Source organism: Clostridium sp. M62/1 (assembly GCF_020736365.1).
Classification (GTDB): domain Bacteria; phylum Bacillota; class Clostridia; order Lachnospirales; family Lachnospiraceae; genus Otoolea; species Otoolea saccharolyticum_A.
This window is the reverse complement of sequence record NZ_CP085988.1, coordinates 868276-881979: the sequence shown is the minus strand read 5'-3', so window position 1 is coordinate 881979 and position 13704 is coordinate 868276. Positions and strand designations below refer to the sequence as shown.

Genomic DNA, 13704 nt, shown 5'->3' with positions numbered 1-13704 from the left:
TTACTCTCCGCTCTGCTCCGGTCCTTTCGCAGAGGCCTTTTTCTCGGATTTCTTTTTTCCGTCCTTTTCTTTGGCCTTCTTCTCCTGGTCCTTCTTTGCCCTTTTCTTTTCCTTATCTGCCGGCTGCTTTTCCTTTTTTCCTCTCTTCTCTCCCCGGTTCTCCTCCGCTCTTTCCTTTAAGCCGATGAAGACTACGATGGTTCTGGCCGGTACCAGAAACTGCTTCTGCTGTTCCAGGCACGGCTCCTCTCCCTCTTCGTAGATGCCGTTTCTCTCTCTGTCATCTGTGTTAAAGGCCAGATGCCATTTCATCCCTTTGGGGAGCTTTGGCAGGGCAAACTCGTGGGGCTCCCAGTGCATGTTATAGGCGGTAAAAAAGTAGTCATCGGGTGTATTGTCCGCCTTTTTTGCGTACTCGCCGCAGTACATGATCCCCAGCTGGCGGCGGAAGTTTTCAAACTCCGGGCACCAGGCCTTCACGCCGTGGTAGGAGACATCCGGGTGTCCGCAGGCCAGGTAATCCATCACCTTCGGCTCCTGGGCCATATGGAAAACAAGGTGTTTCTTTCTGAAGGCAATCACCTGTTTCGCAAACTCAAAGATATCTCTGTTTGTCTTAAGCAGCCCCCAGTCCAGCCACGAAGTCTCGTTGTCCTGACAGTAGGAGTTATTATTTCCCCCCTTGGAAAATCCAAATTCGTCGCCGGACAGCAAAAGAGGCGTGCCCTGGCTTAAGAAAAGTATGAGCAGCGCATTTCTGATCTGCTTGCGCCTCATGACAGCTACCTTTTTCTTGCGGCTTGGCCCCTCTACGCCGCAGTTCCAGGTATAGTTCCAGGAACTTCCGTCCTGATTGTTCTCTCCGTTCTGCTCATTGTGCTTCATCTCATAGGTGACGGCATCCATGAGGGTAAAGCCATTTGTATTGGCCATATAGTTTATGACGCCATAGCCCTTCGGATTTCTCCTGTTTCTGAAAATCAGGCTGTTCATCTGATCCTCGTCGCCCTTCAGAAGCCTTCTCATGTCAACCAGGAAACCGTCATTGTACTCCGCCAGATGGCGCCGGCCCGGCGTTTCCTCCTCCCAAAAGGCAGCAAACAGCTTGGTTTCTGACAGCCACGGATCGTCTCTTAGGGCCGGGCAGCCGGCAATTCCCACCAGGTGCACGCCGTCCACGTGGTACTCCCTCACCCAGAAGCGCACTGCCTCTGAGATGACAGCGGCGCTCTCCTTTCCGGTGAAGTACAGCTCGATAACCAGTTCCAGGCCGTTTTGGTGAAGCTCCTTCACCAGCTCCTTGAACTCCCGCACCGGATTCTTCTCCCCACACGCCCCGGAAGCATAGGACTCCTTGGGCGCAAAGAGCATGCCGGGGGTGTATCCCCAGTAGTTGAGTTTTCCGGTGGGCCGGTCCACGCCGTAAGGATTTCCGTCTGCGCCGTCAGGCAGCATGACCTCCTCAAATTCGTTGGGCGGCATCAGCTCCAGGGAGGTGATGCCAAGCTCCTTAAAATACGGGATCTTTTCTGCAATGGCCCTGAAGGTCCCAGGCTCTGCTCCGTTTTCAGCTTCCTCCTCTTTTCCATCCGCGCCCTTTGAACCAGCCCGCATGGTCAGCCCTCTTGTATGGATCCTGTAGAGGATCATATCCTCATACGGGATCTGAAGGGGCCTGTCGCCTTCCCAGTCAAAGCTCTCAAGCTCAAACCTGCTCCTGAGGGGAGTATCCACATGGGAAAGCTCTCCCCAGGTTCCATGTCCAGTAAAAGAGCGGCCAAACGTGTCCGGCATCTCCTTTCCATCCGATAAAACGGCATAGGTCAGGCCGGAAAAATCCTCTCCCAGGAGCTTCATGCACCGCATCCTGCCCATTCGGGAGCCCTTCGGGAACGGGAACACTCTCCGTTTCTCCTTCTCCTCTCCATCCGGCCCCTGCTCCTGCTCATATACTGCGAGGCTCACCTCTTCCCCGGCAGCCTCCGTGCAGATGTACACGCCGCCTTCTGTCTTTGTCACTCCCGGCTGAAAATATCCCGGTTCTTCCTCTGACATAATCAGTTTTTCTATTTTCACGCCAATCTCTCCAATCCCGGGCTTCACGCCTGTATAAAAATTATTTTCTGTTTCTTCCTAAATATAACTAACAGCTAACGGCTGTTCTGCTGCGCAATCCGTTCTGACAGTTCATTTAAGTACATCCATCGCTCCATTTTCTGCTCCAGAAGCGCTTCTGTCTCTTCCTTTTCCTTCATCAGAGCAGACAGCTTTGCATAATCTCTGGCAGCCCTGTCGATCTCAGGCCCCAGTTCTTCGATCCTCTGTTCCAGCTTTGCAATTTCATCCTCGATGGTCTCCCACTCCTTCTGCTCCATGTAGGTGAATTTGAGCTTTTTAACCTGGCCCTCCTTCCAGTTTTTTCTGGAATTTTTCTCCTGACTGCCGTCGGCCTCACCGTCCCCGGCAGCCTCTCTGCCTTTTTCTCTTCCGGCCCTGGCTCCTGCAGTTTCCTCTGCCTCCTCTCTCTCCTGTCTGGAAGCCTGGTAGTCTGTAAATCCGCCCTCATACTGGCAGATTTTTCCATCTCCCTCGAAAGCAAAAATCCTTCTCACAACCCTGTCTAAAAAGTACCTGTCGTGGGAGACAGTGATGACAATGCCCTGGAAGCTGTCAAGATAGTCCTCCAGAATCGTGAGCGTTCTGATATCCAGGTCATTGGTAGGCTCGTCCAGAATCAGCACGTTGGGAGCATCCATCAGGATTCTCAGCAGGTACAGCCGCCTCTTCTCTCCGCCGGACAGCTTTCCGATCACCGTATACTGCACAGACGGAGGGAACAGGAACCGCTCCAGCATCTGGGAGGCGGAGACGCTGCCGTCCGGCGTCCTCACATACTCGGCCACATTTTTAATGTAGTCAATGACTCTAAGGTCATTGTCCATGGCCTCATTTTCCTGGGAAAAATACCCGAGCTTCACTGTCTGGCCGATCTCTATCTCCCCGCTGTCAGGCTTCACCCACCCGGCAATCATCTTCATCAGAGTGGATTTTCCGCTTCCGTTGGGTCCGATGAAGCCGACTCTGTCATTTTTCAGAAAAATATAGCTGAAGTCCCGGATCAGAGTCTTTCCTTCGTAGGCCTTGCTAAGATTCTTAAGCTCCACCGTGGTCCTTCCCAGGCGGCTTGCAATGGAGCCAAGCTCCACCTCCCCGTCATACTCAGGGCCGCTTTTGGCACTCAGGGCCTCAAACCGCTGGATCCGCCCCTTCTGCTTGGTGGAACGCGCCCTGGCTCCCCGCTTCATCCACTCCAGCTCCACCCGGAGGATGGACTGGCGCTTTCTCTCTGACGCCTCCTCCATGGCCATCCGCTCCGCCTTCAGCTCCAGAAAGCCCTCGTAATTCGTCTGGTAGCTGTAGAGTTTCCCCTTGTCAAGCTCCACAATCCGGTTGGTCACACTGTCCAGAAAGTACCTGTCATGGGTGATCATGAGAAGGGCGCCCCTGAACTTTTTCAGATACTCCTCCAGCCAGTCAGCCATGGCGCTGTCTAAATGGTTGGTGGGCTCGTCCAGGATCAGAAGATCGGCTGTGGAGAGCAGGACGCTCGCCAGGGCTACCCGCTTTCTCTGGCCGCCGGAGAGCGTCTCGATCTTCGCCGTCCAGTCCGGCACATCCAGCTTCATCAGCATGTTCTTGGCCTGTCCCTCCAGATCCCACGCCTGTTCATGGCCCTCATTTTCCCGGATCACGCTCTCCAGCACCGTATACCCGGGCTCAAAGACAGGGTTCTGGGGAAGGTAGCGGATATAGAGGTTCCTCCCCTTCACCACGCTTCCCTGATCCGGCTCCTCAAGTCCGGCCGCTATCTTTAGCAGCGTGGATTTTCCGGTTCCGTTGATTCCGATCACTCCTACCTTTTCCCCCTCGTTGATGGAAAATGCAGTGTCATCAAAAAGCAGACGCTCTGTGTATGATTTTGTGAGATGTTCGATTGTCAGTAAATTCATGTCCGTTCTCTCCTGTTCTGGCTTCCCGCTTCAGCCGTTCCAGCCTATAGTTTTGACTGTTTCGTCTTTTGGTTTCAGCGGTGTCGGCTTATGGCTTCTGGCTGTCTTGAATGTGCAGGGTTCTTATTCCCGCTTTCTCCGGCCCTCAGCCCTTTACTTGATCACCAGCTCTACCGGGCAGTGGTCAGAGCCCATAATCTCCGTGTGGATGGAAGCGCTCACCAGCCTGTCCTCCAGGCTCTCTGAAACGCAGAAGTAGTCGATACGCCACCCGGCGTTCTTCTCCCTGGCCTTAAAGCGGTAGGACCACCAGGAGTAGACCCCCTCCGTATCCGGGTAGAAATGTCTGTAGGTATCGATAAAGCCTGCATCCAGCAGGGCGGAAAACTTTCCTCTCTCCTCATCGGTAAAGCCCGCATTCTTTCTGTTTGTCCTGGGATTTTTCAGATCGATCTCCCTGTGGGCCACGTTTAAGTCTCCGCAGAAAATGACCGGCTTTTTCTCTTCCAGCTTCTTCAGATAGGCGAGAAAGGCGTCCTCCCACTCCATGCGGTAGGGCAGACGGGCCAGCTCATTCTGTGAATTGGGCGTATAGCAGGTCAGCACATAGTAGTCCTCATACTCTGCCGTAATCACCCTCCCCTCGTGGTCGTGGGCGTCAATTCCCAGGCCGTAGACCACGCTGATGGGCTCCTCCTTTGAAAAAAGCGCAGTTCCTGAATAGCCCTTTTTGTCAGCGTAGCTCCAGTACTGATAGTACCCCGGTATATCAAGATCAATCTGACCGGCCTGAAGCTTACTCTCCTGAATGCAGAAAATATCTGCGTCCAGCTTACGAAATACGTCGAGAAAGCCCTTTCCCACACAGGCCCTCAGGCCGTTCACATTCCATGAAATCATCTTTTTCATTCTGTATTGTTCTCCTTATCTCCCTAAGCCCTGTCCCTGTCTTTCGGCGCAGAGACAGAGCAAAAGGGCACTGCACGCTGCAGCTTGCTCTCTGCCGGCAGCTGTCTCACTGTGGCTTTAGTATAGCATTTTCTTGTATATTTTGGAAGGGGATCGGATCGCTTCAGCCGCAGACTTTCCTCTGCCGCCATGTGTTCCTTCTCGCTCCTCCTTCATCACGGGAGAGCTGATGGGATTTCCATAAACAAAAAACAGAAGCCCGCTTCCCGCAGATATCTGTCCTTCGGGAAGCGAGCCTCTGTCTGATTTTAATTTCTTTATACCCGGGAACCGTACAATGGCTCTACAGTCCTGCACTAATCTTCTGACGGGCAATTTTATGCTTTTCCACATATCCGGTCAGTATCAGGGTGAGGGCTCCGTCTCCGGTTACATTGCAGGCTGTTCCGAAGCTGTCCTGAAGGGCAAAGATAGTCAGCATCAGGGCAGTTCCCATCTCATCGAAGCCGAGGACGCCTGTGATAAGTCCCAGGGATGCCATAACCGTTCCTCCAGGAACACCGGGTGCTCCCACGGCAAACACGCCCAGCAGCACACAGAACAGCACCATGGTAGGCAGATCCGGGATCGCTCCGTAGAGAATCTTCGACACAACCATGACGAAGAAAACCTCTGTCAGCACAGAGCCGCACAGGTGGATATTGGCAAACAGCGGGATTCCGAAGTCGACCATGTCATCCCTAAGCGTAGGCTCAGACTTCTTGGCACACTCCAGAGCCACTGCAAGGGTAGCGGCCGAGGACATGGTTCCCACAGCCGTGATATAGGCGGGCCCATAATTGCGAAGTACATTCAGAGGATTCTTTCCTGTATACAGACCGGCAAGTCCATAGAGAAGGGCCAGCCAGATATAGTGACCCACCATAACAATCAGAATCACCTGCACAAACACCGGGAACTGCTTTGTAATGGAACCCTCATAGGCCAGGGAGCAGAAGGTCATGGCAATGTAAAACGGAAGAAGAGGAATAATGATCTTCTTTACAATATCCAGCACAATTCTCTGAAACTCATCGAGCACAGAAGTAATAGTGCCCGCCTTTGTCCAGGTGGCTGCAAGGCCGATGAGCACAGAAAATACCAGCGCGCTCATAACCTCCATAACCGGCGGTATGGAGAGCTGGAACACCACCTCTGGAAGCTCTTTCAGCCCCTCCACATTGGGGTTGATGGACAGCCCGGGAATGATTGCAAATCCTGCTGCCATGGAAAACAGGGCTGCTCCCAGGGAGGATGCATAGGCCGCCAGAAGAGCGATTCCCAGCATCCTGGAGGCGTTGCTGCCCAGCTTTGTGATGGACGGGGCAATAAACCCGATAATAATGAGGGGGACACAGAAATTGATAAACTGTCCCATAATGTAGTTCAGCGTGACAACCAGATTCATCAGCCCTTCATTTGCATAGAGGCCGATGAGAATACCTGCCGCCACTCCCAGAAGGAGGCGAAACGGCAGACTGCCAGTCAGTTTTTTCATAAAAAATCTCCTTTCCTACCCGCATTCCCCCTCTCCGGCCGCCGTGTTCTGAGGTTTGAAAACAGGGTTCTGAACTCAGCCAGGGCTGCCGGAGCGGGAATGCATCTTTCCCTTATATAAATTATGCACCGCTTCTGTCTGCGAAACAATTATAACAGAAATTTTTATCTTTTCCATCTTTGTTTTTATTTCCAGAAATATTTTCCAGCCAGATGAAATAAACTGGAGATATGCGTATTTAAGTCCTGATCCCAGACTGCAGTCCTCCAGCTCCTGATAACAGGAACCCGGCGCAGTGCGATCCCCGCGGAGCATTTTTATATAACAGGGAACGAAGTTTCCTGTTATATAAAATAAAGACAGCCCTCTCGCCCCGTATCGGGCAAAAGCGGCTGTCCTTCAGGCAGGTCTTCTTTCCCTGCTATCTTCTGTTATTTTCTGTTATATCCTGCTATTTTCCGTTTTCTTCTGTTTTCTCCGTTCTTCTTCCAGGCTTCGCTCTCCCGGCTATATGCCTGAAAGCCCGCCCGGCGTATTTTCTTTCTGCAGGCAGAGGCAGCTTTCCACTACTGCTCCTGCCACAGCTTCTGAGGATAATATCCCGAATCCTTCAGTCCCTGGATGGCATCCATCACCATCGGCTTATCCTCTTTATAGGTAACACCGTACCACTTGTCGGCGCTCTTTAAGACTGTCACCTCAGCCTTCCCCTCTTTTAAAAGCTCATCTACCACAAAGGGGAGGAAATACTCGCATTTTTCCGGGTTTACGGGGAGGTTTTTGTCGAGAAATACTGTAAAGCGCCCTTCCAGCTCCTTAAGCATACTCTCTGTAAAGCCCCACATGTTCATGGACACCAGGGTATCTTCAGGAAGGAAGGTCCAGGTAGCTCCTCCGTCCTCTGTGTATTCCGCCCTGTCCCCATGCTTTTCGATCCGCGTGCGCTCGTGAATGTCAGCCAGATGGCCCTTCTCATCTGCCGTGCAGACGCCCCGGGACACATGGCCGTTCTCTGTCAGGGTGTTGTACAGTCTGTAGCCCACCATGGCATACTGGTACTTCTCGTTGTCCCCCTGCTCAGAGAGCTGGCGGTAGATCTCGCGGAAGGCCGTCTTTCCATAGTAGTCGTCTGCGTTGATCACCGCAAATGGGCCGTCTATCACATCTTTGCAGCAGAGGACCGCGTGCCCTGTTCCCCATGGCTTTACACGGTTTTCCGGAACACTGTAGCCCGCCGGAAGGCAGTCTGTCTCCTGGTACACATATTCTACCTGAATGTGCTTCTCCATCCTGTTTCCGATGTGCTCCTTAAATTCCTTCTCAATGGCCTTCTTGATAATGAAGATAACCTTCTCAAAGCCTGCTTCCTTTGCGTCAAAAATGGAAAAGTCGATAATCAGATCTCCGTCGTGATCCACCGGATCGATCTGCTTTAAGCCGCCGTAGCGGCTCCCCATCCCTGCTGCCATAATCACCAGCACCGGTTTCTTATTCATGGTATGCCTCCTCGTTTTGAAACAGCAGGCAGCTGCTTCGCCTGAAAGACAGCTGCCGGCTTTCTTCTGCCCCTTAGTCCTCGTTCTCCTCAGCCTCTGTCAGCGTAAATACCTGGCGCTTTCTTGCCATCTCATCGCTCTCCAGGTACTCGTCGTAGGTGGTGATCTTGTCGATCAGCTTGCCGTTTACGATCTCCATAATGCGGTTGGCTGTGGTCTGGACAATCTGGTGGTCACGGGATGAGAAGATAATCACGCCCGGGAATTTTGTCATTCCGTTGTTCAGCGCAGTGATGGACTCCATGTCCAGGTGGTCTGTAGGCTCGTCAAACATCAGCACGTTTGCACCGGAGATCATCATCTTGGAGAGCATGCAGCGAACCTTCTCTCCTCCTGAGAGAACTCTCACCTTCTTCACGCCGTCGTCTCCGGCAAAGAGCATACGGCCCAGAAAGCCGCGGACATAGGTGACATCCTTCACCGGCGAATACTGTGTCAGCCAGTCTACGATAATGTCGTCATTGTCAAACTCTGCGCTGTTGTCCTTGGGGAAGTAGGCCTGGGTGGTGGTCACGCCCCACTTGTAGCTTCCCTCGTCCGGTTCTATCTCTCCTGCCAGGATTTTAAACAGCACGGTCTTTGCCTGCTCATTGGGGCCTACCAGAGCCACCTTGTCCTCCCTGTTCAGGATAAAGGAAATGTTGTCAAGCACCTTCACTCCGTCGATGGTCTTGGAAAGGTTCTCCACGGTCAGCACCTCATTTCCGATTTCACGCTCCGGGCGGAAATCGATGTATGGGTACTTGCGGCTGGAAGGACGGATCTCGTCCAGCTGGATCTTTTCCAGAGCCTTCTTTCTGGAGGTCGCCTGCTTGGACTTGGAGGCGTTGGCGGAGAAGCGCTGGATGAACTCCTGAAGCTCCTTGATCTTCTCCTCCTTCTTCTTGTTGGCCTCCTTCATCTGCTTGATCATAAGCTGGCTGGACTCATACCAGAAATCATAGTTTCCGGCATAGAGCTGAATCTTGCCGTAGTCAATGTCGGCAATCTGTGTACAGACCTTATTTAAGAAATAACGGTCATGGGAGACCACGATAACGGTATTCTCAAAGTTGATCAGGAACTCCTCCAGCCAGGCGATGGCATCCAGATCCAGGTGGTTTGTCGGCTCGTCCAGAAGAAGGATATCCGGATTTCCGAAAAGGGCCTGGGCCAGAAGCACCTTGACCTTCTGGGCGCCTGTCAGGTCGCCTACCATCTGGTAATGGTACTCTGTCTCAATTCCCAGTCCGTTTAAGAGGTTCGCCGCATCAGACTCGGCCTCCCAGCCGTTCATGGTGGCAAACTCGCCTTCCAGCTCTGCAGCCTTGACTCCGTCCTCCTCCGAGAAGTCCTCCTTCATGTAGATAGCTTCCTTCTCCTTCATGATCTCGTACAGGCGGGCATTTCCCATAATAACCGTGTCGAGAACCGGGTACTTGTCGTACTTGAAGTGATCCTGCTGTAAGAAGGAAAGACGCTGTCCCGGGGTGATAATCACATCTCCGTTTGTAGGCTCCAGCTGTCCGGAAAGGATTTTTAAGAAGGTTGACTTTCCTGCTCCGTTGGCGCCGATCAGGCCGTAGCAGTTGCCCTCCACAAACTTGATGTTTACATCCTCAAACAGTGCTTTCTTCCCTACCCGTAATGTTACATTGCTTGCACTAATCATGTTTTTTCCCTTTCATTTTCCTAATTTGGCTTTTATGGCTTCCTTTGCTGCAATCCACGCCCGGCTGTCATCTATCTTTGTATCTGCAGCTGCACCTGCAGGCGCCGGGGCGTGTTTCTCTATGTTTAAAAGAGGGGGATTTTTACGTCCCCCTCTGAATTCTGCCTATTCTATTGTACAGGAAAATTTGTATTTTTCAAGTACCTTTTCTCTGATTTTCCCTGATTTTACCTTGCTTTTCGGGGTTTCAGGGGCTATCCTGCTCTGCTTTGCTTTTCGGAACCCGGCAGTGCAGCTTATGGGAGTTCTCTCTGGTACACTGTTGAAGTCCGCCAGCAGACATTGTATAATATCTCTATATATTATCCGAATACTGACGCCGTAATTGATCCTGTAAAAAAGTGTGTACATTTCTGATTCACAGCTCTATTTTTTATGCAGGATTTTCTGCTGCTATTATTTTTGACGGAAGCCGGCAGAGCCTGAACTCTTTGTCAGGATGATCTATCCCGTAAACATTTCGGGCGTGTACGAGACAGGCTATAGTATCGTATATCCGGGCGTCATCTGCCGATAAGTCCGCTCGTCATTATGCCTGTATTCTGTGCTATGAAAATACCGGAAAGCTCCATGGCAGGAGCCGTAAAAGGATAAGGCCAGGTCTTTTTAAATGAGTTATAATTTTGATTAATACAAAGACAGGAGCGGCACAGACAGCGCTGAATTTGAAGTCCTGTCAGACAGGCAGCCTCCCCATAGGGAGCGTGAGGCCAGTCAGGCTGAAATTCAGCCGGCAGGTCTCCCTCCGCTGACCTGCAGTCTGAGCTGTATTGCCGGGCTGTCTGCTCTGCTGTTATTATTATTCATCACTTTATCAACCAGGAGGAAGCAAACATGAAACACTCAGAAAACATTCCAAAAATCAAGGTGGGAATCGTGGCTGTCAGCCGCGACTGCTTTCCTGAATCCCTGTCCGTTTCGCGTAGGGAGGCTCTTGTCAATGCCTACAGGAACAAATATGATGCCGACGATATCTATGAATGCCCTGTCTGCATCGTGGAAAGCGAGATCCACATGGTTCAGGCCTTAGAGGATATTAAAAAGGCCGGCTGCAGCGCTCTGTGTGTATATCTGGGAAACTTTGGCCCGGAGATCTCCGAAACTCTGCTTGCCAAGCATTTTGACGGGCCCAAGATGTTTATTGCCGCCGCCGAGGAGAGCGGCTCCAATCTGACACAGGGGCGCGGCGATGCCTTCTGCGGAATGTTGAACGCATCCTACAACCTGGCTCTCAGAAATATCAGAGCCTACATACCAGAGTACCCCGTAGGTGACGCGGAGGAATGCGCCGACATGATCCACGAGTTCCTTCCTGTGGCGCGGGCTGTGGCAGCCTTAAAGGAGCTTAAGATTATCAGCTTCGGCCCGAGACCCTTAAACTTCCTGGCCTGCAACGCCCCCATCAAGCAGCTCTACAACCTGGGCGTTGAGATCGAGGAAAACTCAGAGCTTGACCTTTTCGAGGCCTTCCACAAGCACGACGGGGATGAGAGAATCCCGCAGATTGTAAAAGAGATGGAAGAAGAGCTGGGAGCCGGCAACAAAAAGCCGGAGATCCTTCACCGTCTGGCCCAGTATGAGCTGACCTTAAAGGACTGGATCCGGGATCATAAGGGCTACCGCAAGTACGTGGCCATTGCCGGAAAATGCTGGCCTGCCTTCCAGACCCAGTTCGGATTTGTGCCCTGCTATGTAAACAGCCGTCTGACCGCCCAGGGAATCCCGGTTTCCTGTGAGGTTGACATTTACGGCGCTCTCAGCGAGTTCATCGGCACAGTGATCAGCCAGGATGCGGTAACACTTCTGGACATTAACAATACGGTTCCGAAGGATCTCTTCGAGGAGGACATCAAGGGCAGATTCCCCTATACCTTAAAGGATACGTTCATGGGCTTCCACTGCGGCAATACCGCCTCTGAAAAGCTGTCCTTCTGCGAGATGAAGTACCAGATGATCATGGCCCGCTCCCTTCCCGAGGAGGTGACGCAGGGAACTCTGGAGGGAGACATCGCTCCCGGAGAGATTACCTTCTACCGCCTTCAGAGCACGGCAGACAATCAGCTTCGTGCCTACATCGCAGAGGGCGAGGTACTCCCTGTGGCGACGCGATCCTTTGGCTCCATCGGAATCTTTGCCATCCCCGAGATGGGGCGCTTCTACCGCCATGTGCTGATTGAGAAAAACTTCCCTCACCACGGGGCCGTTGCCTTCGGGCGCTTCGGAAGAGAGCTCTTCGAGGTATTCAAATATCTGGGCGTGCCGGTGGAGGAGATCGGCTACAATCAGCCGAAGGGCGTCCGTTATCCGACGGAAAACCCCTTTGGACGGATGGAATAGGGAAGACCTATTGTTTATGAATGTTTTGAATTAATTAGGAATCATTTTGAATGTTTTATCTGCAGCCCGGCCGGATTTTCCTGTCCGGGCTGCAGATATATGGGAGGAATTTATGTATTTTATAGGAATTGATCTGGGAACCTCGGCCGTCAAGCTCCTCTTGATGGACGAGGAAGGAACTGTATGGAACACGGTAACAGAGGAATATCCCATCTGTTTTCCGAAACCGGGCTGGTCAGAGCAGAACCCTTCCGACTGGTTTGAAAAGACCATGGCCGGTTTAAAGAAGCTGACGCAGGGAATTGACAGGTCACAGATCCGGGCAGTCAGCTATTCCGGACAGATGCATGGACTGGTGGCCCTTGACGAGGAAGATCGGGTGATCCGGCCGGCCATCCTGTGGAATGACGGGAGAACCGGCCGTGAGACAGACTGGCTGAATCAGGAGATAGGGAAGGAATGGCTGTCCGAGCAGACGGCCAATATCGCCTTTGCAGGCTTTACCGCCCCGAAAATCCTGTGGATGCAGCACCATGAACCTGAATTGTTCAGACGGATCCGCAAAATCATGCTTCCGAAAGATTATGTAAACTATCGTCTGACGGGACAGTTCTGCACGGACTATTCAGACGCTGCCGGAACCCTTCTTCTGGACGTAAGAAACAGGTGCTGGTCAGAGGAAATGCTCCGTCTGTGCGGCATCAGCGAATCTATCCTGCCCCGTCTCTGTGAGAGCTTTGAGCAGACAGGAACTCTGCTCCCTGAAATCGCAGCAGAACTGGGCTTTCCAGACACAGTCTTCGCTGCTGCCGGAGCCTCTGACAATGCGGCAGCCGCTGTGGGAAACGGGATTATCGGCACAGGCGCAGAGGGAACCGGAGAGGGAACAGGCCACAGCCCGGCTGCTGCCGGCGGATGCAGCCTGTCTCTTGGAACCAGCGGGACCATTCTCATTCCCTCCAGCCAGTTTTGTCCGGTCCCCTCCAATGCCCTTCACGTCTTTTCCCATGCCGACGGGGGCTGGTACATGATGGGCTGCATGCTCAGCGCCGCCTCCTGCTGGAAGTGGTGGACAGAGCAGGTCCTGCACACCAGCGACAATGACACAGAACAGGCTCAGATAGAGTCCCTGGGCCATAACAGGGTTTTCTATCTTCCCTACCTGATGGGAGAGCGATCCCCCCACAATGATCCGAACGCCAGGGCCGCCTTTATCGGAATGGATGCCTCCACCACCAGGGCAGACATGAACCAGGCCGTTTTGGAGGGCGTCCTCTACGGCCTGCGGGATTCCCTGGAAATCGCCAGGGCTCAGAAGAACGCGCCGTCCTTTGCCCGCATCTGCGGAGGCGGCGCCAAGTCTCCTCTCTGGAAGAAACTGGCTGCCAATATCCTGGGCCTTCCGGTGGAAGTGCCGGCCAACGAGGAGGGGCCTGCCTTCGGCGCAGCCATCCTGGCCGCAGTTGCAGGCGGTGCCTTTCCATCTGTTCCTGCAGCCGTGGAGAAGCTCTGCAGGGTAAAGGAGACGGTACTCCCCGAAAAACCTCTTGTGAAAGCCTATGAGGAGGGATATGAAACATTCCGGCTTCTCTATCCGGCCTTAAAGAAGGTATTCGAAAAATAGTGCGGCAGAAGAAAATTGAT

8 protein-coding genes are annotated in these 13704 nt (G+C 52.7%); 2 read left to right on the top strand and 6 right to left on the bottom strand.

The window, feature by feature from the left end:
• The 6 genes from LK436_RS04580 to LK436_RS04555 all read right to left on the bottom strand — a co-directional run bounded on the left by LK436_RS04580 (position 1) and on the right by LK436_RS04555 (position 9663).
• Positions 1 to 2076 carry an alpha-amylase gene (locus LK436_RS04580; RefSeq protein WP_198006623.1) on the bottom strand — a complete coding sequence of 692 codons (2076 nt, stop codon included), beginning with the start codon at positions 2074 to 2076 and terminating at the stop codon, positions 1 to 3.
• Between the two features lie 74 nt (positions 2077 to 2150).
• Positions 2151 to 4010, bottom strand: coding sequence for an ABC-F family ATP-binding cassette domain-containing protein (locus tag LK436_RS04575; protein ID WP_008396342.1), 1860 nt, complete (start codon positions 4008 to 4010; stop codon positions 2151 to 2153).
• A 153-nt stretch (positions 4011 to 4163) separates the two neighbouring features.
• Positions 4164 to 4919 carry an exodeoxyribonuclease III gene (locus LK436_RS04570; RefSeq protein WP_008396343.1) on the bottom strand — a complete coding sequence of 252 codons (756 nt, stop codon included), beginning with the start codon at positions 4917 to 4919 and terminating at the stop codon, positions 4164 to 4166.
• 343 nt (positions 4920 to 5262) lie between these two features.
• Positions 5263 to 6456, bottom strand: a complete 1194-nt coding sequence (locus LK436_RS04565) for a dicarboxylate/amino acid:cation symporter (protein WP_008396345.1) — start codon at positions 6454 to 6456, stop codon at positions 5263 to 5265.
• 566 nt (positions 6457 to 7022) lie between these two features.
• Positions 7023 to 7952 (bottom strand): sugar phosphate nucleotidyltransferase, encoded by a 930-nt coding sequence (locus tag LK436_RS04560; protein ID WP_008396347.1) that lies wholly within the window; start codon positions 7950 to 7952, stop codon positions 7023 to 7025.
• A 73-nt stretch (positions 7953 to 8025) separates the two neighbouring features.
• The gene (locus LK436_RS04555) at positions 8026 to 9663 is read right to left on the bottom strand and encodes an ABC-F family ATP-binding cassette domain-containing protein (protein WP_008396348.1); all 1638 of its coding nucleotides are present in this window, start codon (positions 9661 to 9663) and stop codon (positions 8026 to 8028) included.
• An 894-nt stretch (positions 9664 to 10557) separates the two neighbouring features.
• On the opposite strand from LK436_RS04555, the gene LK436_RS04550 reads away from it, so the two are divergent.
• Positions 10558 to 12060: an L-fucose/L-arabinose isomerase family protein gene (locus LK436_RS04550; protein WP_008396351.1), complete on the top strand. Its 1503-nt coding sequence runs from the start codon at positions 10558 to 10560 to the stop codon at positions 12058 to 12060.
• Between the two features lie 112 nt (positions 12061 to 12172).
• Positions 12173 to 13684 (top strand): xylulokinase, encoded by a 1512-nt coding sequence (xylB, locus tag LK436_RS04545; protein WP_008396352.1) that lies wholly within the window; start codon positions 12173 to 12175, stop codon positions 13682 to 13684.
• Positions 13685 to 13704 lie beyond the last annotated feature (20 nt).